Source organism: Aeromonas sp. HMWF017 (assembly GCF_003061465.1).
Classification (GTDB): domain Bacteria; phylum Pseudomonadota; class Gammaproteobacteria; order Enterobacterales; family Aeromonadaceae; genus Aeromonas; species Aeromonas veronii.
The window spans coordinates 41,071-63,603 of record NZ_QAJD01000142.1 but is presented as its reverse complement, the minus strand read 5'-3'; the positions used below and the strand labels follow the sequence as shown (position 1 = coordinate 63,603).

Here is a 22,533-nt window from a genome sequence, read left to right as displayed (position 1 = left end):
ATCACCTTTTTTCAGGGGCGTAGGCTGAATGCCGTTGTCCTGGACAGACGCCTGCGCATCCGCCAGGACACAAGAAAAGGAGAATGAGATGAAGATCTATGACCGTAACCGCAATGTGCTGAACCAGGGTCAGCGCGTGATGATTGCCGCCACTGGCGCAGTCGATTTTCTGAAAGAGGCCCACACCGACAATATGACCCCCTATCAGGCGGAGCATGAGAAGTGCGTGCTGCTGGCAAACTCCGGTGAGCGCTACGCCCCCATCGAGTTGATTAGACTAGGCTGATCCCTTTCCCTGTCACCCTACTCTTTACAATTCACCCGGCCACCGCGCCCCATCTGGCGGCCGGGTTTCTGAGTTCTCCCACCTTCATCCCACCAAATGCCGAAAAATTGAGCCGGGTCACATCCCGCTCGATTTGAGCGATTGTCAGCCAGCGCAGGCTCATGCGAACCTTTAAATCCCGTTAACCCACTAAAAAATAACGACTATGTTCAGGCAAATAGTGATGAGTGCCGCCCTGCTGTCGGCGGCGCTGCTTTCCGGTTGTGCTTCCGTACCCATGGCCGATGCCACCGCAGACGCGCAGGCCAAGCAGTTTGTGGCGCCCAAGGATGCGGCCAACCTCTATATCTATCGCAACGAGACCTTCGGTGCGGCTGTCAAAATGCCGCTGCTGGTGGATGGTATGGCGGTCGGCGATACCGTGGCCCACGCCTACATCCTCAAGCAGGTGACGCCGGGCAGCCACACCATCACCTCCAAGTCGGAGAACGATGCCACCCTGACCCTCAGTACCGAGGCGGGTAAAAACTACTACGTATGGCAGGAGGTCAAGATGGGCCTGCTGATGGCCCGCTCCAAGCTGAGTCAGGTCAGTGAGGAAGAAGGCAAACAAGGGGTGATGGAGAGCAAGCTGGTTAAGTGAACTCCTCAAAATATGTTTTGCGTGATGTGTTTTTATGGAAAATTCGCTCTCATTGTTAATTGAATAAAGCTAAGGATAGTCATGGATATTTTGTTAGTCTCTAACACACCAAGTGCCAATAGCGGTTATGTGACTATTGATGGGGAGAATACGGATTTTATTAATTTTATCCATAAGGAATTCACCCCCCCAGATGGCACTTACAACGAAATCCTCTGGGGAATAAAGAACATTGCCTATAAAACAAGTTTTATATACGCTGCCACCGTATTATACCAGGCTGCAACTAGCAAAAAAAAATTACAAATAAAAGAGATCCCAAAAGCAAAAGGTACTAAAAATCACCAGAGAGCGAGTCTTCTTTTAAAGTCTGTTATAGTTCCTAAAAAAACTGTTATGGAAGGAGAGGTGGAGTATAACCACGAAATATTTAAAGGAATGTTTAAATTAAAAGAACAATTTGAACAGATAATTAAAAACATGGATTCCGACGATTCCGAGATAATTGTTTGTGATGCCGATTCTGTTGCCAATGCATTTGGGCTAGATAACATTGATGTAGGTATCTACACCATAGATAACTCAAATATCCCTATCAAACTATCCAATTATTCCCAATGTATGTGGGAAAATGTCAAAGATGGAATAATAAAAACGTTCCTAAATCTCAATGCAAATAGAATATATATATCGGATAAGACAGAGGCTTCAGTGGGAGCAGAACTTGCAATTAGTAAAGAAGTGATTTCTTTGGCACCTAAACTGGGCCTGAACTTAAAGAGGAAAGATATATTTAGCTTTGACATGAAACTGCATGGTGTATTTGATGTAGAAAGAGCATCGGCATCATTATATAAAATCACGGCATTTCCAGAACTGAAAGCATTGGCAGAACACATTATCAAAAATAACAACTCAGGGCAAAGCTATGAAGGTACTGCATTTTTAGATGTTACTTTCGGTGCCAACTTGAATTTAATTACCATCTTTCAAGGTGCATTCTCATCCGGTTACTCAAGAGAGTTGCAGATAAAAATTGAGTTTTCCTAAATGAGGAGCCCCTATTTTTTATTAAAAGAATGGCGTAGCTAGATCGGCTACGCCACGGGGAGCGGGGCATCTGGCAACGCCATTATTGGGAACACCTGATCCGGGATGAGCAGGATTACCGCCGCCATATGGATTACGTCCATATCAACCTGCTCAAACATGGTCATGTCACGCGGGTGGCAGATTGGCCGTATTCCACCTTCCATCGTTACGTGGCGAATGGCGTCTATCCGCCGGATTGGTGCGGGTCGGTGGATGGGGCATCGGGGGGATTGGAGTAAACCCCTAAAAGGGTTGTTCCGTTGTAAGCGACCGATTACGCTTCGCTAATCGAACCTACGGCCCTATCATTGGCCAGTTACATCATAGATGTGTGCGTACATTATTTTAACTTGTTATTATTGGATTATACCCCAGTGGGTCTAAAAATTGGGTGGTTGTTATCAATGAAAGAAGCATATTCTGGCAAACAAGTGATAAGGGCAGGAGAAAAATTTCTCACCGATGAGATATTTGATGATGAACAATCACTAAACGAGGCATTTGATACTCTCTCCTATTGGAGGTTTAGCCATGAAGTTGCATTAGAAAACGCATTGAGCCTTCTCCAAGAACAATCATTGAAGAAAGACAAAAATGCAATATTCGCTAAGCGATTAAAACGATTCGTTTCGATAGTTAAAAAGTTACGTCGCTTCCCAGAAATGAAATTGAAAAACATGCAGGACATTGGCGGCTGTCGAGCTATCGTTTCCAATCCAAAAAAAATTGTACAAATTGTTAGGGAATTACGAAAAAGACCTGAATTCAAAAATGGTAGTGGTAGGATAAGGTCTAAGGACTATATAGAAAATCCTAAAGATGACGGATATCGTGGCTATCATCTTATTGGGCAGTTTGATAATGGACTAGGGGGTAAACGAAGTATCGAGTTACAGATAAGAACTAGACTTCAGCACGATTGGGCAACAACTCTAGAAATAGTTGATCTATTTACAGGGCAAGCCTTGAAGTCCAATCAGGGTGAATGTGATTGGCATGAGTTTTTTGCGAGCGTTAGTCAGCAGTTCGCAATTATGGAGAGCATTCATCTTTTTGACACTTTCACGTTGATGCAAAAACTCTCCGCGTATAAGGAATGTATTTTTGCGCTAGATGAAGAAGCAAAAAAATCTTGTATTACCGCTCAGCATGCGGCTAAAAAGCTGAATGTAATAAAAAGGTTGGAGGCTTACTCAAACTCACTTAAAATAAGTGATGGTAGAATTAGTGAGAATGCATTTGATGGTTACGCCTTGATATTGGTTGACACAAAAAAAGCAACTGTCACAACATCTCTTTTTGAGAAAAGTCAAAATGAGGCAGCAGAGAAAGAATATGTTGATGCAGAGAAGCTTGCAGCAAGTGACAAGGATTTAGTTGTAGCCCTAGTATCTACAACAGCTGTCGGTGGTATTAAAGAGGCGTATCCCAATTATTTTGCGGATTCAACAGATTTCATTCTTCATCTTGCGTGTATTGTTAAGGTTGAAATCGAGCCGAAGAGGAGTTTTCTGTCGAGACTATTCGGGTAAATGTAACGATAGAGTTCGAATAGCGAGGCGCATTCGGACGATCGCGTATTTAAAGTTGTCGCGATAGGCAATATAAAAACCAACCCGGCCTAAGCCGGGTTGGTTATTTCAAAAGGCGGGAAAAATCACAGCGCTTCCAATCTGGCATACGCCGTCACCAGCCACTTGGCGCCGACGTCGTCGAACTGGATCTGCACTCGGCTCTGCTGGCCGACCCCTTCGAAGTTGAGTACCACCCCTTCGCCGAATTTCGGATGGAGCACCCGCTGGCCGAGCTTGATGCCGCTGGCGTCAAAGCTCTGCTGCACCTCGTTCTGGCTAAAGCGGCCGTACTGGGTGGGGCGGCTGACCTGAGTGCGCAGCCGGATCTCTTCCAGACACTCGGCGGGCATCTCGCGGATAAAGCGGCTCGGCTTGTGGAACATCTCGCGACCGTAGATGCGGCGGCTCTCGGCATAACAGATGTAGAGCTTCTCCATGGCGCGGGTCATGCCGACGTAACAGAGACGGCGCTCCTCCTCCAGCCGGCCCGACTCCTCGGTCGATTGCTGGCTGGGGAACATGCCCTCTTCGACGCCGACCAGCAGCACCAGCGGGAACTCCAAGCCCTTGGCGCTGTGCAATGTCATCAGCTGCACCGCATCGGCATATTCGTCGGCCTGATTCTCGCCGGACTCCAGCGCCGCGTGGGCGAGGAAGGCGGAGAGATCGCTCATATCCTCCAGCTCGTCCGGGCGCTGGTACTGGCGGCAGGCGGTGACCAGTTCGTCCAGGTTCTCTACCCGCGCCTGGGATTTCTCGCCCTTTTCCGCCAGATACATCGCCTTGAGGCCGGAGTTCTGGATGGCGATATCCGCTTGCTGGTGCAGCGGCAGCATGGCGACCTGCTCCTCCAGCGCGTCGATCAGCTCGACAAAGCCGCGCACCGCGTTGCCGGCGCGACCGGTCAGCACCTTGTCGTTGAGCAGGGCCTTGGCCGATTGCCACAGGTTGAGCCCCTGATCGCGGGCGTTGCCGCGCAGGATCTCGAGGGTGCGATCTCCGATGCCGCGGGTCGGGGTGTTGACCACCCGCTCGAAGCTGGCGTCGTCGCCACGGTTGTTGATAAGCCGCAGGTAGGCCATGGCGTCCTTGATCTCTTGCCGCTCGAAGAAGCGCAGGCCGCCGTAGATGCGGTAGGGCATGGCGTCCTGCATCAGCGCCTCTTCCAGCACCCGCGACTGGGCGTTGGAGCGGTAGAGGATGGCGCAGTCGGCCAACAGGCCGCCCTTTTCCTTCCAATCCTTGAGACGGCCGACCACGAAACGCGCTTCGTCTACCTCGTTGAAGGCGGCGTAGAGGGAGATGGGCTCGCCCTCGGCCCCTTCGGTCCACAGCTCCTTGCCAAGGCGTTCGGCGTTGTTGGCGATGACGCTGTTGGCGGCCTTGAGGATGTTGGCGGTGGAGCGGTAGTTCTGCTCGAGGCGGATGGTCTCGGCGCCCTGATAGTCGGTCAGGAAGCGCTGGATGTTCTCGATCTTGGCGCCGCGCCAGCCGTAGATGGACTGATCATCGTCGCCGACGATCATCACCTTGCCGCTGTTGCCCGCCAGCATCCGCAGCCAGGCGTACTGGATGCCGTTGGTATCCTGAAACTCGTCCACCAGGATGTTCTGGAAGCGGTCGCGGTAGTGCTCGAGGATGTGCGGCTTGTTGAGCCACAGCTCGTGGGCGCGCAGCAACAGCTCGGCAAAGTCCACCAGACCGGAGCGATCGCAGGTCTCCTGATAGGTCTTGTAGATCTGCTGATAGGTGCGGGTGACGGGATCGCCGTAGAGGTCGATGTCGCCGGGGCGCAGCCCCTCGTCCTTCTTGCCGTTGATGTAGCTCATCACGGCGCGCGGAGCCCAGTGCTTCTCGTCGAGGTTGAGCGCCTTGAGCACCCGGCGGATCAGCCGGTACTGGTCGTCGGAGTCGAGGATCTGGAAATCCTGCGGCAAGCCCGCATCCAGATGGTGGGCCCGCAGCAGGCGGTGGGCGATGCCGTGGAAGGTGCCGATCCACATGCCGCGCACGCCGTCGCCGATCACCTTCTCGACCCGGCCGCGCATCTCGGCTGCCGCCTTGTTGGTAAAGGTGACCGCGATGATGGAGAAGGGTGAACAGCGTTCCACCTGCATCAGCCAGGCGATACGGTGCACCAGCACCCGGGTCTTGCCCGAACCGGCACCGGCCAGCACCAGCAGATTGCTACGGGGTGCCGCAACGGCATCTCTTTGCTTGTCGTTGAGCCCGTCGAGCAGGGTTGAAACGTCCATCACCACTCCTGTTTATTTATACAGGCGGGGATTATACGGCCATCCCCCCTGCCAGACCAAATCCAAACTCGGGGGGAGGGGCGAGATGGGCGGTTGCAGGAGCACCGGTGCGGCCATTTTTGGCTGGCGCAGAGAGAATGGGACGGGGAGGTCTCCAGCTGTAGCCAATCCTTGAACGCGCGGTTTGTGGGGATTTTGCGAGCCGGATCACGGGCTTGCCGGGGGGCTGGATGAATAACAGGGGAAAACGGTTTACAGTAACTTGCTGAACAATAAGAGAAATGTCGTTTGGGTCTTTTGGTTGTTAGCATAAAAAACTGAAAAGTAGCTAAAAAACAACTGCTTATAAGGTTATTTGCTTAGAATTCAAACCGTTAACGCAAACGTTTTTCCCTTATCATTTGCTTGACCCGCATCGGGGCTGACTTAGAGTAAGCCTGCGTGCTAGATAGCCTGCTCTGACAGGCAAGCAAGTTCCCTCACTTAATAACAATCAAGGATACGATCGTGACTAAAGTGCTCAAGCTGGCCACCGTGGCCTCCCTCACTCTCGCTGCTCTCTCTGCTCAGGCTGCTTCCGAGCCAGCCGTCATTTATGACACCGCGGGCAAGTATGACAAATCATTCAACGAAGCCGTGTTCCGTAACGGCGTCGAGCTTTACAACAAGGACAAAGGGGTAAAGGTCAAAGAGTTTGAGCCCCAGAACGAAGCCCAGCGCGAGCAGGGTCTGCGTCGTCTGGCCAGCCGTGGCAACGGCCCGATCGTAGCGGTCGGCTTCAACATGGGTTCTGCGGTAGAGAAGGTTGCGACCGAATTCCCGAAAACCCAGTTCACCATCATCGACATGGTGGTCGACAAGCCGAACGTCCAGTCCGTCATCTTCAAGGAGCATGAAGGTTCCTTCCTGGTGGGCGCACTGGCTGCCATCGCCTCCAAGAGCGGCAAAGTCGGCTTCGTGGGTGGCATGGATATCCCGCTGATCCGCAAATTCCAGTGCGGTTACGAGCAGGGTGCCAAGTTCGTCAATCCGAAGATCGAAGTGTTCCAGAACATGGCGGGCTCTACCCCGGCCGCGTTTGCTGACCCGGCGAAAGGTGCCGAGCTGGCCAAGTCCCAATTCGCCAAGGGCGCTGATGTGGTTTACGCCGCAGCCGGCGGTACCGGTATCGGTGTCTATCAGGCAGCCAAGGACAGCGGCAAGTTCGCCATCGGTGTGGACTCCAACCAGAACCACCTGCAACCGGGCACCATGCTGACCTCCATGGTCAAGTCTGTGGGTCTGGCCGCTTACCAGACCTGGGATGATGCTGCCAAAGGCGAGTGGAAGCCGGGTATCAAGAACCTGGGTCTGGCGGAAGGCGGTGTGGATTGGGCTCTCGACAAGGACAACGAGAAGCTGATCACCCCGGAAATGAAAGCCAAGGTAGATGCCATCAAGGCTGAAATCATCGCTGGCAAGGTCAAGGTTCATGACTACATGAGCGATAACACCTGCAAATACTAAGCAAATACTAATTAGATAGTTGCTACGACTCTCAACGCACCACCGGCCCGCACGGGCCGGTTTTTAGTCTTATTTCATGAAACGCAGGGCTGCATCATGGACCAGACAGATCGCTATGCCATCGAATTAAGAGGTATCGATAAGCGGTTCGGCGAAGTGTACGCCAACAAGCTGATCGACCTTAAGGTTCGCAAAGGCAGTATCCACGGCATTGTCGGCGAAAATGGCGCCGGTAAGTCCACCCTGATGAGCATCATTTATGGTTTCTACCATGCCGACAAAGGCGAGATGCTGATCGACGGGAATCCTTTCAAACCCCATGGCTCACAAGATGCGATTGCCGCAGGGGTGGGCATGGTTCACCAGCACTTCATGCTGGTCAATAACTTCACCGTATTGGAAAACGTCATCCTCGGCGCTGAAAATGGCTGGCACCTTCAGCAGAGCGTGGCGTCAGCCGAAAAGCTGCTGGGCGAACTGGCGCGGGATTATGGCCTCGACGTGCCGTTGCACGAGAAGGCCGAAGATCTGCCGGTTGGCTTGCAACAGCGGGTCGAAATTCTCAAGGCGCTCTATCGCGGCGCTCGCATCCTGATCCTCGACGAGCCTACCGGGGTACTGACCCCGCAAGAGGCGGATCACCTGTTCGAGGTGCTGAAAAAGCTGCGGGATCAGGGGGCGACCATCATCCTTATCACCCACAAGCTGCGAGAGATCCTGGCCATTACCGATCAGGTCTCCATCATGCGCCGTGGCGAGATGGTGGCGCACGTCGCCACCAAGGATACCGACAAGGAGCAACTGGCCGAGCTGATGGTGGGCCGCAAGGTACGCCTCAAGGTCGACAAGGGGCCAACCCAGCCCGGTGAAGCCAAGCTGAAGATCGAAGGGCTCAGCTATTTCGACGCCAGCAAGGTGGAGCGGGTCAAATCGGTCAGCTTCGAGGTGCGGGCCGGTGAAGTGGTCGGCATCGCCGGGGTCTCCGGCAACGGTCAGTCCGAACTGCTCAGCCTGCTTGGCGGCATTCTCAAGCCGAGCAAGGGCGGCTTCACCATCAGCAGTCGCAGCGGCGTGCACAAGGTGAGCGCGGAGCATCCGGCCGATCCCGAGCTGGTGCGCAACTACGGCCTTGGCCATGTGCCGGAAGATCGCCACAAGATGGGGCTGATCAACCGCTTCGAGGCGAAAGAGGCCTTTATTCTCGGTTATCACCGTCGCCCGCAATACAACAAGGGGTGGCTGCAGAATAAGGAGGCGATCCAGCAGGATTGTCAGGCCAAGATGGAGAAGTGGGACGTGCGCCCGCCCCATCCCGATCACAAGACCGCCAACTTCTCCGGTGGCAACCAGCAGAAGCTGGTGATCGCCCGTGAAGTGGAGCAGGACCCGGATGTGCTGTTGATCGGCCAGCCGACCCGCGGGGTCGATATCGGCGCCATCGAGTATATCCACCAGCAGATCATCGCCATGCGTGACAAGGGCAAGGCGGTGCTGCTGGTCTCGGTGGAGCTGGACGAGATCATGAGCCTCGCTGACCGGATTCTGGTGATTGCCGATGGTCGCATCGTCGGCGAGCTGGATGCCGCCAAAGCGGACGAGCGCACTATCGGCCTGATGATGGCGAACATAGTGCCGGATGAAGTTGCCAAGGAGGCCCACTGATGAGCCAAGTACGTATTCCTGCCTGGGTCTCCGTAGGCGTCTTGTCTGCGGTCAACATCCTGCTGGCCTTCCTGGTGTCGGCCATTCTGTTCTACTACCTCGACATCAACCCGGTCGATGCCGCCAAGATCATGTGGTACGGCGCGTTCGGCACCGGTGAAGGGGTTGGCTTTACCCTCTACTACGCAACCGGCTTTATCTTTACCGGTCTGTCGGTGGCGGTCGCCTTCCATGCCGGTCTGTTCAATATCGGTGGTGAAGGTCAGGCCTATATCGGCGGTCTCGGTGTCGGTCTGGTCTGTCTGATGCTCGGCGATGTGCTGCCGTTTGCCCTGCTGTTGCCGCTCTCCATCATTGCCGGTGGTCTGTTCGGTGCGGCCTGGGCCTTTATTCCGGCCTGGCTGCAAGCCAAGCGCGGCAGCCATATCGTGATCACTACCATCATGTTCAACTTCATCGCCGCCTCGCTGATGGCCTATCTGCTGGTGGAGGTGTTCAAGCCGCCCGGCTCGATGGCGACCGAGAGCAAGGTGTTTGCCGAAGCAAGCTGGCTGCCCAAGATGAGCGGGCTGGCGAACCTGTTCGGGATGGAGATCCCCAACAGCCCCCTTAACATCAGCTTCTTCTGGGCGCTGATCTGTGCGGCGCTGGTGTGGGTCTTTATCTGGCACACCCGCTGGGGTTACGAGATCCGCTCGGTCGGCGCCAGCCAAAGTGCCTCCGCCTACGCCGGTATCTCCTATCCCAAGGTGGTGATCCTGGCGATGGTCATCTCCGGCATGCTGTCGGGCTTCTTTGCCCTCAACGTGCTGCAGGGGGAGCTGCACCAGATCAAGCTCAACTTCGTGGAAGGGTTCGGCTTCACCGGTATCGCGGTGGCGCTGATGGGGCGCAATCATCCGGTCGGCGTCATCATCGCCAGCCTGCTGTTCGGTTTCCTCTATCAGGGGGGAGCCGAGCTCAGCTTCGAATTCGGTGTCGACCGCAACATAGTGGTGGTGTTGCAGGGTCTGGTGATCCTGTTCTGTGGCGCCCTTGAGCACATGATGCGCCCGCGCATCGAGCAGTTCTATCTGGCGTTTGCCAACCGCTCAGCCGCGCAAGCTAAAGGAGTCTGATCATGTTTGAAATTCTGATCCTGATGCTGGATGCGACCATTCGTACCGCGCCGCCTCTCATTCTGGCGGCCATGGCGGGTATGTTTTGCGAGCGCTCCGGGGTGGTCAACATCGCGCTGGAAGGCAAACTGCTGGCGGCGGCGTTCGCCAGTGGCGCGGCGGCGGCGGTCTCCGGTTCTGCCTGGGTAGGTCTGGGTGCCGGGGTGGGTGTCTCTATCCTGTTTGCCCTGATGCACGGCTTTGCCACCATCACCCACCGCGGTGATCAGGTGGTGAGCGGCATGGCCATCAACATTCTGGCGGCAGGTCTGACCGTGACGCTGGGCCGTTACTGGTTCGATCAGGGTGGCCAGACTCCGGCGCTCTCCGGCGATGCCCGTTTCGCCCCCATCGATCTGCCCTATGCCAAGGAGCTGTGGGATGTGCCGGTGATCGGCCAGCTCTACAGCGAGCTGCTGAGCGGCCACTCCCTGCTGGAGTACGTGGCGTTTGCCTGCGTACCGCTGGCCTGGTGGGTGATGTTCCGTACCCGCTTCGGTCTGCGTCTGCGGGCGGTGGGCGAGGCACCGGCAGCGGTCGATACCGCCGGTATCTCTGTGGTGCGGATGCGCTACACCGCGCTCCTCATCGGCGGCCTGCTGGCTGGTATCGGTGGCACCTATCTGGCGGTGGCCCAGACGGCCCAGTTCATCCCCAACATGAGTGCGGGCAAGGGCTTTATGGCGCTGGCGGCGCTGGTGTTCGGCAAGTGGCGCCCCTGGAATGCCATGGCCGCCTGTCTGCTGTTCGGCTTCCTTGATGCGGTCGCCATCCGCCTGCAAGGGGTCAGCATCGGTGGCTTCGCCATTCCGGTGCAGGCCATTGAGGCACTGCCCTACATCCTGACCGTGTTCCTGCTGGCCGGCTTTATCGGCCGTGCCGTGGCCCCCAAGGCGCTCGGTACCCCCTATGTGAAGGAGCGGGAGTAGCGCTTTTGATTGCGATACTCCCACCCAAGCAAATAACAGCAGGCCCACTTCGGTGGGCCTGTTTTTTTATGGGCGGTATGGGGCAGACCAGCCGGGATCTGGATGGTGTGATAGAGGGGGATGATGGCGTGAAGGGATAAATGGGCTGCGTGAACTGCTGCGGGTGGCGGCTGGCGTACAAGAGCTGACCCTCTGCCTGCACCATCAAAAACCCCCTCGTATCAGGAGGGGGTTGCAGAGGTTATTGCCGGATTAACCCTGAGGCTCAGGGGGCCAGCACCAGCTTGTAGACACCAAAGCCGGGGTGTTTGGCATCGGTGGGCGGCAGGGTCTCTACATAGTTCAGCTTGCCACCGGTCAGGGCTTGCGCCTCGCTGCGTGGCGAGCTGTAGATGCGCAGATCCAGATTGGCGGGCAGGGGGGCCAGCTGCCAGTTGTTGTCTGCCGGGGGCTCGAAACCGGCCGGATTCTTCTCTGCCAGATCCTTGAGGTATTCGGAGAGCACTTCGCGGGTTTCGAACTGATCTTCATGGACGATCACCTTGGCGTTGATGCCCGGGAAGTTGCCACCACCGCTGGCGCGGTAGTTGTTGGTCACCACGTAGAACATCTGGGCCGGGTCGATTGCCTTGCCCTGATAGGTGAGGTTGGTGATGCGATAGCTGTCGCTCACCTTGTTGCCATCCACATCGTAACGGGCAGGTTTGGTCACATCGACCTGATAGTTCACCCCGTCGATCACGTCGAAGTTGTAGGTGCGGTACTTCTCGTTCACCAGCCACTGGGTGGCGGTGCTGGCGGCATCGATCTTGTTGAACTGGACGGCGCTCTTCTCCAGCCACTCCTGTACGGTCGCGCCATTGATGGCGACTACCTGCAGGGTGTTGGGGTAGACATAGAGGTCGGCCACGTTGCGCAGGGAGATATCGCCAGCCGGTACATAGGTGAAGTCGGTCGGACCGTTGCGACCGCCCCGGAATGGCGCGGCTGCGGAGAGGATGGGCCATTTCTCCTTGAGCTGACCATCCTGTTGCAGCTTCTTGGCATGCCATAGCTGGGCGTCGCTGACGATCTGGATGGAGGGGTCATCCTGCACCAGTGCGAAGAAGCTGTGGATTGGCTTGGTGATCTTGCTGAGGGGCTCGTCCAGCCACTGGTTGGCCTGCTCGTGCTCGGCAATGACCTGATCGACTACCGCCTGATCTTCGGTGCTGGTGGCGCTACTGTCGATCTTGCGCAGCTGGGACTGGCTGGAGGCCACTTCCCAGCGACCCTCTTTCCAGGTCATGTGCAGGTCGATGATGCCGAGGTGATTGCCCCAGACGCCCGGCATCACGGTCGGTACGCCCGCCAGAGTGCCTTTCTCGTTGTCCACGTCGGTCATGTTGGGGTAGTCGCCCGGGAAGGTGCGGTGGGCGTGGCCCAGCAGCAGGGCATCGACCCCCTTCACCTTGGCCAGCGGCAGTGCGGCGTTCTCCATCATGGGTTCGCGCGGGTCACCTATGATGCCGGTATGGGCCACGACCACGACGATGTCTGCGCCCTTGGCGCGGATTTCGGGTACATAGTGCTCGGCGGTCTCGACCATATCGGCCACCACCACCTTGCCTTCCAGATTGCGTTTGTCCCACTGGGTGATCTGGGGCGGAGTCAGGCCCAGCACCCCGACCTTGATGGTCTGGGTATTGCCGTTGGCATCCTTCACCTGACGATCCAGCACCACATAGGGTTTGAACTTCTGTTTGCTCCAGTCGATGGTGCCCTTGCCATCACGGCTGAAGGCATCGGCCTGGAAGACGTTGGCGTTGATGTAGGGGTAGTTGGCCCCTTTCAGGGTCTCTGAGAGGAAGTCGAGACCGAAGTTGAATTCGTGGTTGCCCAGGTTGCCGACATCATAGCTCATGGTGTTGAGCGCCTTGATGGCGGGGTGGGTCTGCTTGCTCAGCCACTGCTGTTTGACCTGCTGGTCGTGGATATAGTCGGCCAGCGGGGTGCCCTGGATCAGGTCGCCGTTGTCGATCAGCAGGTTGTTGGCGTTCTCTTCGCGGGCCTTGCGGATCAGCACCGCGGTGCGGGCGAAGCCCAGCGAGGCATCCGGCTTGTTCTGGTAGTAGTCGTAGCTCAGCAGGTTGGAGTGGATATCAGAGGTTTCGATCAGCCGCAGGGTGAGATCACCGGGGGCCTGAGAGTTGTTGTCATCACAGCCGGACAGCAAAAAGATAACTGCCACCGCGCTCAGTTTGAGGGTGGTTTTCATTGTTGGATTCTCTTGTTATGGGTATGCCAGCGTGGTGCATTCTATCGACAGCAAAAGAATCCGATTGTGAGCAGGCTGGCAATTCGGGCTAATTACCCTCCTGTTAATAGAGCTATCGCTCTGATTTTCATCTGTTTTTTTGTCTTCCTTTAGGGCCGCTACTTTCGCTGCTTTTCCGCCGTGAGTCACCCTGTCGTCACCGCAGTGCGGTCGGGGCAAGCGGCGTGGCCTGCCGCTCCTGCGAGGCTGTAATGGTTGGTTACAGATCTCCATTCGACTGATAGATGACCTTTCCCTTAAATTCAGCGTCGATTGATTGCATCTAAAAATTACAAAGCGACAGCAAGGAATAAAAACTCATGAAAATGCACAACAAAGCGCTGCTGGCCATCGCCTGCGCTGCGGCCCTGTCTGCCTGTGACAGCGAAAAAGCGGCCAACAGCATCGCCAAGCGGGTGCCGCTGGCCCTGCCGGAGGCGGGCCTCTATGAAGCGAATCTGCTGAGCCGCGACGGCGACAAGGCGACGCCGCGCATGATCAAGGATCTGGATGGTCTGGCGCTGGTCTACCCGAAGGGTGAAACCGTGCAGCACTGGGGTGTCTGGGTGGATCATCAGGTGGGCAAGGTCGAGACCAACAGCCAGTGGCTGGGTCAGGCTGACCAGAAAGCCGACAAGGACGGGATCTACCCGGTGCAGCTGACCCGCACCAGCGAGCGGCTCGGCAGCGGCACTGCGGTGAGCACGGTAAGCAACAACCACAACCTCATCACCTTCCAGGATCAGCCGGTCATCGATCTGCAGGGCAAGGAGATCAAGCGCTGGTTTTTTGATTTCACCCGCACCGGCACCAAGTTCTCCGACAACTCCCCCATCTATTCCGGTTTCAGCGGTCATGTGGCGGTGACGGCCCTGACCACCAAAGCGGTGACCACGGCCAGCTGGAGTGCCACGGACAGCGATGGCTTCAGCAGCGACATGGTGGGCAAGGTGGATACCACCAACAACGGTGGCAAGCTGACGGTGGCGATCGAGTTTCCGGCAGCGGGTTGTACGCTGGTGGGCGAGGGGAGTGCCACTGCCGGGTTGAGCAAGCTCACCATGACCGGATTTGGCAAGTGCAACTTCAAGCAATCCGCCGCAGCCACGCCGATCGAGAACCTCTGGAATGCCGCTCTGGCCAGGGCGATGGATAACAGCGTCGCCTATGTCACCGCCTTTACCACGGATGACAAAAATGATGCACTGGTCATCGGTTTCCCCGACTCCAATGGCCTGCTGATCACCGCTGACAAGCGATAAGCAGCCAACGGCAGGGGCGGGCAAACGCACCTGAAACAACAAGGGAGCCAGTGGCTCCCTTGTTGTTTTCAACGCACGGTTTACAGCAAGAACAGGGTTGCCAGCCCGAGGAAGATAAAGAAGCCGCCGGTGTCGGTGATGGCGGTGATCATCACGCTGGCCCCCACTGCCGGATCGCGGCCGAGGCGGGTCATGGTCATGGGGATAATCACCCCCATCAGGGCCGCTACCAGCAGGTTGAGCATCATGGCCAGGGTCATCACGGCGCCGAGCGCCGCATCCTGATAGAGCAGGAAGGTGGCAATGCCCATGGTGCCGCCCCAGACCAGCCCGTTGATAAAGGCGACGCCGAGTTCCCGCAGCAGCAGGAAGGAGAGGTTGCCCGCCTGAATGTGCTGCAGCGCCAGCGCCCGCACTATCATGGTGATGGTCTGGTTGCCGGTGTTGCCGCCGATCCCGGCGACGATGGGCATCAGCGCCGCCAGAGCCACCAGCTGGGAGATGGTGTGCTCGAACAGGCCGATCACCCGCGAGGCGACAAAGGCGGTGCAGAGGTTGATGGCAAGCCAGGCCCAGCGGGTCTTGACCGCCTTGGAGACAGGGGCAAACACGTCTTCATCCTCGCTGATACCCCCCATACGGCGCAGGTCGGTGTCGCTCTCCTCATAGACCAGATCCACCACCTCTTCGACGGTGAGGCGGCCCATCAGCTTGCCCTTGCCATCCACCACGGCGGCGGAGAGCAAGTCATCCCGCTCGAAGGTGCGAGCCGCCGCTTCGTCGTTATCCTCCGGATCGAAGGTGACCGGATCCCGCTCCATCACGTCGCTCACCAGGGTGGCGGGCTTGTGCAGCAGCACTGTGGTGAGGGCCAGCTCCCCCAGCAGATGGTTGCGCCTGTCGATGACGAACAGCTTGTCGGTGTTGGCGGGGATCTTGCCGCGCAGCCGCAAATAGCGCTGCACCGTGGCCAGACTCACCTCGGGGCGGATGGTGATGATCTCGAAGTCCATCATGGCGCCGACGGTGTGCTTGCCGTAGCGGATCACCTCCCGCACCCGATCCCGCTCGGCGGGGGCCATATAGGTGAGCAGGCGCCCCATCAGGTTGCGTGGCAGGTACTGGCCCAGATAGATCTGGTCATCGATATCCAGGGAGCGCAGGGCGTGCAGCAGCTCCTTGTCGCTCATCCCGCTGATGAGGCTGTCCCACACCGTCTCCGACGCTTCGACCAGGATCTGGCCGCGCTTCTCCTCCTCCACCAGCGCCCACAGGGCATGACGCTCATCGGGCGGCAGCGACTCCAGCGCATCGGCGACGTCGGCGGCGGGCAACCCGTTGACCAGAGCTGTGAGTTCGCTGGTCTGATCGCGCTGCTCGGCATCCTGCACCACCTGCGGGTCGAGCAGGCTGTCGGTGAGGGCATCATCGCGCAGCAGCAGGGTGAGAATGCGGGATCTGTCATCCGCGCGCTGCCGGGCGCTGTTCTTGATGGGAAGAGACATGGGATGAATTCCTGAGATGGTAGCCAAGGGCTCAATGCCCATAGGATACCAGACTTAAAACAACAGGTTATGACCGTGATGGGAGAAGAGGGGGGTAAAAGTGAGGCCACCTGCTGGTGGCCTCATGGTGAGTTGCCGAGGATCCCTCAGGCGAGGGCTCGCTGAGCCTGTGGTGCCTCGCCAAACCAGGCGAGCCGGTCGGCCAGGGTCACCACCGAGCCCACCATGATCAGGGCCGGGCTTTCGACCCCCACCGCCAGCGTGGGCAGCTCATCGAGGGTGCCGCGAATAACCCGTTGGCAGGGCTGGGTGCCGCGCTCGATCAGCGCCACCGGGGTGTTGCCCGTCTTGCCGTGGGCCAGCAGCTGCTCGCGGATGGTGGCGCAGGATGAGAGCCCCATATAGAAGACCAGCGTCTGCCGATCTTTGGCCAGCAGCGGCCAGTCGAGATCCCGGGCTCCCCCCTTGCCGTGGGCGGTGACGAAGCGCACGCTCTGGGCGTGATCGCGGTGGGTCAGTGGAATGCCGGCGTAGGCGGCGCAGCCGCTGGCTGCAGTGATCCCCGGCACTACCTGAAAGCCGATGCCGCTGCCAACCAGCGTCTCCAGCTCTTCTCCGCCACGGCCGAAGATAAAGGGGTCGCCCCCCTTTAGCCGTACCACCCGCAGCCCCTTCTTCGCCTCCTCCAGCAACAGCTGGTTGATCCCCTCCTGCGGCACGCAGTGGTTGCCCGCCTGCTTGCCGACGAAGATGCGCTTGGCATCCCGGCGCACCAGCGCCATCACCTCGTCGGAGACCAGCCGGTCATAGACCACCACGTCCGCCTGCTGCATCTGGCGCAGGGCGTGCAGGGTGAGCAGGCCCGGATCGCCGGGGCCGGCTCCCACCAGCACCACTTCGCCACTGGAGTGGCTTTCATCGGCAAACAGGCTGTCGGCCAGCTGGTGGGCAGAGGCGTGATCGCCCCGCGCCAGTGCCTGCCCGAGCCGGTCGGCCCCGAGCAGCCGCTCCCAGAAGCGGCGCCGCTCCCCCATGCTGGCGAAGCGCGCCTTGACTCGCTCCCGCAGGCTGCCGGCAAAGGTCGCCACGGCCCCCAGATGTTGCGGCAGCAGGGCTTCGAGTTTCTCCCGCAGCAGCCGGGCCAGCACAGGCGCCTTGCCGCCGGAGGAGATGGCCACCATCAGCGGTGAACGGTCGATGATCGACGGCATGATGAAGCTGGAGCGTTTCGGGTCATCCACCACGTTGGCAAAGATCCGCGCCTGATTGGCGCTCTGGTAAACCAGCGCATTCACCTCGCGCCGATCGGTGGCGGCCACCACCAGCCACTTGCCCGCCAGTTGTTCCGGCACAAATTCACCGGCCAGCCACTCGATGCTGCCGTTGGCAGCCAGTCCCGCCAGCTCGGGGTCGAGCTCGGGCGCCACGACGGTGAGGCGAGCACCGGCATCCAGCAGCAGGCGCGCCTTGCGCTCCGCTACCTCGCCGCCGCCGACCAGCAGCACGGGTTTGTTGTCGAGTCGGCAAAAGATGGGCAAGTAGTCCATGGGGCCTCCGGATCAGGCGGTTCGGGTCTGGTTGGCGGTGCTGGTGCTCTCGCTCACCGCGACCGGGCGCTCAGCTTTCGGGGTGGCATACCAGTAGCCGAGGCCCATAAAGAGGACGCCGGAGACGGTGTTACCCAGCGTCACCCACAGCAGGTTGTGGCCGATGCCGCCCAGGGTGTAGGCATCCGAGTGGGCACCAAACCAGGAGAGGGCAAACAGGGTCATGTTGGCGATGGAGTGCTCGTAGCCGGAGGCGATAAAGGCCAGCAGGCACCACCAGATGGCGATGAAGCGGGCGGCTCCTTCGGTGCGCAGCGCCATCCAGATGGCGAGGCAGACCAGCCAGTTACAGAGGATCCCCTTCATAAACAGGGTCAGCGCCGGGGCCTGGGTCTTGGCCAGCGCCACCTTGTGGGCCAGACTGCCCGCATCCGGCAGCAGGCTGCCGCCGTAGGAGTAGATCAGCGCCACCACAACGGAGCCAATCAGATTGCCCGCCCAGGTCTGCGGCAGGATGCGCAGCAGATCGGCCATGGTGATCTTGCCCGTCTTCACCCCGAAGGTGAGGAACATGGTGTGGCCGGTAAACAGCTCGGAGCCGGCGATGATCACCAGCGTCAGGGCGATGCCGAAGGTGGCCCCCATCACCAGCGGCCGGATGGCGGGATCCACCAGATTGCCGAGGGTGAAGATGAGGATGATGCCGAGGCCCACATAGGCCCCCGCCATGGCGGAGCTGAGCCAGAAGCCGAGCTTGTCGCTGCGCTCGAAGCGGTTGATGCGGGCCGCGTTGGCGGCGCACTTGTTGATGGTTTCCGTGTACATCTTGTGAGTCCTTGAAAGGGCTGCCCTCAGGCAGCCCGAAAGAGAGTGAAATCGGTTTTAGACGGCGATCCAGACCTGCTGGTCGCGCACTTCAACGGGATAGCTTTGAACCGACATCGCAGGGTTGTCGAAACAGTGGCCATCGCTCAGACGAAAGCGCTGCTTCTTGAGCGGGCTGGCCACCCAGAGTTCGCCGTCGTGTTCGCAGATCAGGCCCCGCGACAGCACGTTGGCGGCGAAGAAGGGGTCCCGGTTGTCGATGGCGAACACCTCGGCGGCCACGCTCGGGCGGAACAGGGCGATCTGGCGCCCTTCCAGCAGGGCACAGACGCCGGTGCCCGGCAGGATGTCGTTGAGTTGGCAGGCAAGTTTCATCATTTGGTTTCCACCTCAATCTGGTAGACGGGGATGCGCTCGGCCGGGGTCGCCGGTCGATGCTGGTCGCGCTCGGCGACGAACTGGACGTCCGGGTCGCGCTTGTCGCTGTTGATGAAGTGGCTGAAGCGCTTGAGTGCCTCCTCTTCATTGAGGGTGCGCGACCATTCGCACTCGTAGCTGTCGATCAGGGTCTGGATATCGCGCTCCAGCGTCTCGGCCAGCCCCAGCTTGTCGTCGACGATCACCTCGCGCAGGTAGTCGACGCCCCCTTCCAGATTGCCGAGCCAGACCGAGGTGCGCTGCAGTTTGTCGGCGCTGGTGACGTAGAACATCATAAAACGGTCTATCAACCGGACTAACGTCTCGCGGTCGAGGTCAGAAGCCAGCAGGTCGGCGTGGCGCGGCTTCATGCCGCCGTTGCCGCCAACATAGAGATTCCAGCCCGCGTCAGTAGCGATGATGCCGACGTCCTTGCCCTGCGCTTCCGCACATTCGCGGGTACAGCCGGAGACGCCGAACTTCATCTTGTGGGGGGTACGAATGCCCTTGTAGCGGTTCTCGAGGAAGACCCCGAGGCCGACGCTGTCCTGCACGCCGAAGCGGCACCAGGTGCTGCCGACGCAGGTCTTGGCCATGCGCAGCGCCTTGGCGTAGGCCTGACCGGTCTCGAAGCCCGCCGCCAGCAGCTTGCGCCAGATGGCGGGCAGATCATCCTTCCGGGCCCCGAACAGGCCGATGCGCTGGGCGCCGGTGATCTTGGTGTAGAGCTGGTAGTCGCGGGCCACTTCGGCCACCGCCAGCAGCCCTTCCGGAGTCACTTCACCGCCGGCCATGCGCGGGATGACGGAATAGCTGCCGTCCTTCTGCATGTTGCCGAGGAAGATGTCGTTGGTGTCCTGCAGCGGGATATTGCGCGGGCTCAGCACATGCTCGTTCCAGCAGGAGGCGAGGATGGAGCCGACGGTTGGTTTGCACACTTCGCAGCCATAGCCTTGGCCATGCTTGGCCAGCAGCTCGTCGAAGCTCTTGATCCCCTCCACCTTGACCAGATGGAACAGCTCCTGACGGGAGTGGGGGAAGTGGGCGCAGAGGTGGTTGTTGACCTCGATGCCCTGCTTCACCAGCTCGGCGTTGAGCACCTGACTGATGAGCGGCACACAGCCGCCGCAGCCGGTACCGGCCTTGGTGTGCTGCTTGATGGCGGCCAGGGTGGTGTGACCCTCGGCCACCGCCTGAGCGATGTCGCCCTTGGAGACGTCGAAACAGGAGCAGATCTGGGCGCTTTCCGGCAGGGCATCCACCCCCAGGGTCGGCTTGGCACCGGCGTAGGCGGGCAGGATTAGGGTGTCCGGGTGGCTCGGCAGCGGCAGGGCGTTGAGCATCATCTGCAGCAGGTTGCCGTAATCTTCCACGTCACCCACCAGCACGGCGCCGAGCAGGCGGCTGTTGTCTTCGCTCACCACGATCTTCTTGTAGACGCCAGCTTGGTCATCTTGAAAGACATAGCTGTGGCTGCCCGGAGTGCGGCCGTGGGCATCGCCGATGGAACCGACGGAGACGCCGAGCAGTTTCAGCTTGGCACTCATGTCTGCTCCCTCGAAGCGGCTGTCGCCGCCGAGCAGATGGTCGACGGTGATCTGGGCCATCTTGTAGCCCGGCGCCACCAGCCCGAAGAAGCGGCCCTGCCAGGCGGCGCACTCGCCGATGGCGTAGATGTCGGGGTCGGAGGTGAGGCAGTGATCGTCGATGACGATGCCGCCGCGCTCGGCGATGGCGAGATCACCGTAGCGGCCAAGGGTATCTTGCGGGCGAATGCCGGTGGAGAAGACCACCACGTCCACTTCCAGTTGGCTGCCGTCGGCAAAGGCGAGGCGGTGTTTCGCCTGCTCGCCGCCATGCATCAGGATCTCGCTGGTGCTCTTGCTGGTGTGCACCTGCACGCCCATGGATTCAATCTTGCGGCGCAGCAGCTGGCCGCCCTGACCGTCGAGCTGCTCGGCCATCAGCACAGGGGCAAACTCCACCACGTGGGTTTCGAGACCGAGCGCCTTGAGGGCGCCGGCGGCTTCGAGGCCAAGCAGGCCACCCCCGATCACCACCCCGCTCTTGCCACTCTTGGCGGCGCTGCGGATGGCTTTCAGATCCTCGATGGTGCGATAGACGAAGCATTCGTGGTGCTGACTGCCCTGGATGGGCGGCACCCAGGGGTAGGAGCCGGTGGCCAGCACCAGCTTGTCGTACTCGACCACAGTGCCCTTGTTGGAGTGCACTTCGCGGTTGGCCCTGTCGATTTTTTTCACCGCTTCGCCGAGTAGCAGGCGGATGCCGTGCTTGTCGTAGAAGCCGGGTTTGACGAGGGAGAGATCTTCGCTGGTGTGATGGGAGAAGTAGGAGGAGAGATGGACGCGATCGTAGGCGGGACGGGGTTCTGCACCGAAGACGGTGATCTCGTAGCGGCCCGGGTCGGCCCGCTCGATCAACTCTTCGATGAAGCGGTGCCCCACCATGCCGTTGCCCACAACGACCAGTCTGACTTTGCTCATGATTGCCTCTAGTTTGGAGTAATAAAACATCATTCTGGGGCTAGGCTACCCAGTCAGTCGGGGCTGGCGATTGATGCAAATCAAGTGTCTATTTATATATCTCGTCAGGGGTAATTCGATAAAATTCAAAGATATACAAAAATAGGTATACCAGTTGATGATTTCTGCGCTGGCTTGGAGTGAGGGATGGCTGAGAGCAAGAGCGCTTTAGCAAAAGCCGGGGAGTGAAAACTTCTGTCGGAAAAAGCCGATCTCGCACTGGGCGAGACCGGCATCAGTTGAGCAAGGCTGTGCGTCAGGCGATATGGCGGCGGAACATGGCGAGCGCCAGCGACAGGGTGACCCCGGCGATGGCGAGCAGCGGCCATAACAGGGGCCAGGCGGCCGACCAGTCGAACCCCTTGAGGAAGACCCCCTTGAGCAGCACGATGAAGTGGGTGAGGGGGTCGATGGCCGCTAGCCACTGGAACACCTGCGGCATGTTCTCCACCGGCGAGATGTAGCCCGAGAGGATCACCGCCGGTACGGTGAAGGAGAAGACCCCGAGAAAGGCCTGCTGCTGGGTCGAGCAGAACGACGAGATGAAGAGCCCGATCCCGGCCAGTGCCAGCCCGTAGCAGACCATGCCCGCCATCAGAAGGCTGAGGCTGCCGGCAAAGGGGAGGTGAAAGACGAAGCGGGCGGCCAGCGCGACTATGCACCCTTGCCCCACCGCCACCATGATGCCGGGCACCGCCTTGCCCGCCATGATCCAGCCAGCGGTGAGGGGGGAGACCAGCAGCTGATCGAAGGTGCCCTCTTCCCGCTCCCGCGCGACCGAGAGGGCGGTGACAATCAGGCAGCCGGTGGTGGTGATGATGGCCACCAGTGCCGGCAGGATATGCCAGTGGAACTCGACGTTGGGGTTGTAGAGGTTGCGCACTGCCAGCTCGGGTTGCCCCTTGCCCTCACTTTGCCAGCGGGCGATCACCTGACTGATGTAGCCCGCCGCCACCTGACCGCCGTTGGAGCGGCGGCCATCGATAATCAGCTGCACCTTGGCCGGTTCGCCCCGCGCCAGCCGACGCGAGAAA

17 protein-coding genes are annotated in these 22,533 nt (G+C 58.9%); 9 read left to right on the top strand and 8 right to left on the bottom strand.

Features of this window, described 5'->3' with window-relative positions; genetic code table 11:
- The first annotated feature begins 88 nt into the window (after positions 1-88).
- From ydfZ to DBR30_RS14585, 4 genes are all read left to right on the top strand, one after another.
- A complete protein-coding gene (gene ydfZ / locus DBR30_RS14605) occupies positions 89-286 on the top strand; it encodes a putative selenium delivery protein YdfZ (protein WP_005357022.1) in 198 nt (65 codons plus the stop codon).
- A gap of 205 nt (positions 287-491) precedes the next feature.
- On the top strand, positions 492-929 hold the full coding sequence (locus tag DBR30_RS14600; protein ID WP_108541593.1) for a DUF2846 domain-containing protein: 438 nt from the start codon (positions 492-494) through the stop codon (positions 927-929).
- Between the two features lie 81 nt (positions 930-1,010).
- Positions 1,011-1,979, top strand: coding sequence for a hypothetical protein (locus tag DBR30_RS14595; RefSeq protein ID WP_108588402.1), 969 nt, complete (start codon positions 1,011-1,013; stop codon positions 1,977-1,979).
- Between the two features lie 446 nt (positions 1,980-2,425).
- Positions 2,426-3,553 carry a RelA/SpoT domain-containing protein gene (locus DBR30_RS14585; protein ID WP_108542524.1) on the top strand — a complete coding sequence of 376 codons (1,128 nt, stop codon included), beginning with the start codon at positions 2,426-2,428 and terminating at the stop codon, positions 3,551-3,553.
- A 125-nt stretch (positions 3,554-3,678) separates the two neighbouring features.
- On the opposite strand, the gene uvrD is transcribed toward DBR30_RS14585, so the two are convergent.
- Positions 3,679-5,850: a DNA helicase II gene (gene uvrD, locus DBR30_RS14580; protein ID WP_108542525.1), complete on the bottom strand. Its 2,172-nt coding sequence runs from the start codon at positions 5,848-5,850 to the stop codon at positions 3,679-3,681.
- Positions 5,851-6,357: 507 nt separating this feature from the next.
- Here uvrD and DBR30_RS14575 point away from each other — a divergent pair.
- The 4 genes from DBR30_RS14575 to DBR30_RS14560 all read left to right on the top strand — a co-directional run bounded on the left by DBR30_RS14575 (position 6,358) and on the right by DBR30_RS14560 (position 11,104).
- Positions 6,358-7,356, top strand: a complete 999-nt coding sequence (locus DBR30_RS14575; protein ID WP_005340803.1) for a BMP family lipoprotein — start codon at positions 6,358-6,360, stop codon at positions 7,354-7,356.
- Positions 7,357-7,452: 96 nt separating this feature from the next.
- On the top strand, positions 7,453-9,018 hold the full coding sequence (locus DBR30_RS14570; RefSeq protein ID WP_108542526.1) for an ABC transporter ATP-binding protein: 1,566 nt from the start codon (positions 7,453-7,455) through the stop codon (positions 9,016-9,018).
- The gene (locus DBR30_RS14565) at positions 9,018-10,136 is read left to right on the top strand and encodes an ABC transporter permease (protein WP_108542527.1); all 1,119 of its coding nucleotides are present in this window, start codon (positions 9,018-9,020) and stop codon (positions 10,134-10,136) included. Before DBR30_RS14570 ends, DBR30_RS14565 begins: the two co-directional genes overlap by 1 nt.
- Positions 10,137-10,138: 2 nt before the next feature.
- Positions 10,139-11,104 carry an ABC transporter permease gene (locus DBR30_RS14560; RefSeq protein ID WP_005340795.1) on the top strand — a complete coding sequence of 322 codons (966 nt, stop codon included), beginning with the start codon at positions 10,139-10,141 and terminating at the stop codon, positions 11,102-11,104.
- A gap of 265 nt (positions 11,105-11,369) precedes the next feature.
- Here the strand turns inward: DBR30_RS14560 and DBR30_RS14550 are convergent, their stop codons facing one another.
- Positions 11,370-13,361 (bottom strand): bifunctional 2',3'-cyclic-nucleotide 2'-phosphodiesterase/3'-nucleotidase, encoded by a 1,992-nt coding sequence (locus tag DBR30_RS14550; RefSeq protein ID WP_108542528.1) that lies wholly within the window; start codon positions 13,359-13,361, stop codon positions 11,370-11,372.
- Between the two features lie 359 nt (positions 13,362-13,720).
- Between DBR30_RS14550 and DBR30_RS14545 the strand changes: the two genes are divergently transcribed.
- A complete protein-coding gene (locus DBR30_RS14545) occupies positions 13,721-14,662 on the top strand; it encodes a hypothetical protein (RefSeq protein WP_108542529.1) in 942 nt (313 codons plus the stop codon).
- An 80-nt stretch (positions 14,663-14,742) separates the two neighbouring features.
- On the opposite strand, the gene mgtE is transcribed toward DBR30_RS14545, so the two are convergent.
- The 6 genes from mgtE to DBR30_RS14515 all read right to left on the bottom strand — a co-directional run.
- Entirely contained in the window at positions 14,743-16,167 is a 1,425-nt protein-coding gene (gene mgtE / locus DBR30_RS14540; protein WP_108588401.1) for a magnesium transporter, read from the bottom strand.
- A gap of 146 nt (positions 16,168-16,313) precedes the next feature.
- Positions 16,314-17,714, bottom strand: coding sequence for a siroheme synthase CysG (gene cysG / locus DBR30_RS14535; RefSeq protein WP_108542530.1), 1,401 nt, complete (start codon positions 17,712-17,714; stop codon positions 16,314-16,316).
- Positions 17,715-17,726: 12 nt separating this feature from the next.
- Positions 17,727-18,539, bottom strand: coding sequence for a nitrite transporter NirC (nirC, locus tag DBR30_RS14530; RefSeq protein ID WP_108542531.1), 813 nt, complete (start codon positions 18,537-18,539; stop codon positions 17,727-17,729).
- 57 nt (positions 18,540-18,596) lie between these two features.
- Positions 18,597-18,914: a nitrite reductase small subunit NirD gene (gene nirD / locus DBR30_RS14525; protein WP_108542532.1), complete on the bottom strand. Its 318-nt coding sequence runs from the start codon at positions 18,912-18,914 to the stop codon at positions 18,597-18,599.
- On the bottom strand, positions 18,914-21,460 hold the full coding sequence (nirB, locus tag DBR30_RS14520; protein ID WP_181363591.1) for a nitrite reductase large subunit NirB: 2,547 nt from the start codon (positions 21,458-21,460) through the stop codon (positions 18,914-18,916). The genes nirD and nirB overlap by 1 nt, the downstream gene beginning before the upstream one ends.
- A 295-nt stretch (positions 21,461-21,755) precedes the next feature.
- On the bottom strand, positions 21,756-22,533 hold a 778-nt coding region (locus tag DBR30_RS14515; RefSeq protein ID WP_258224442.1), incomplete at its 5' end, for an ABC transporter permease.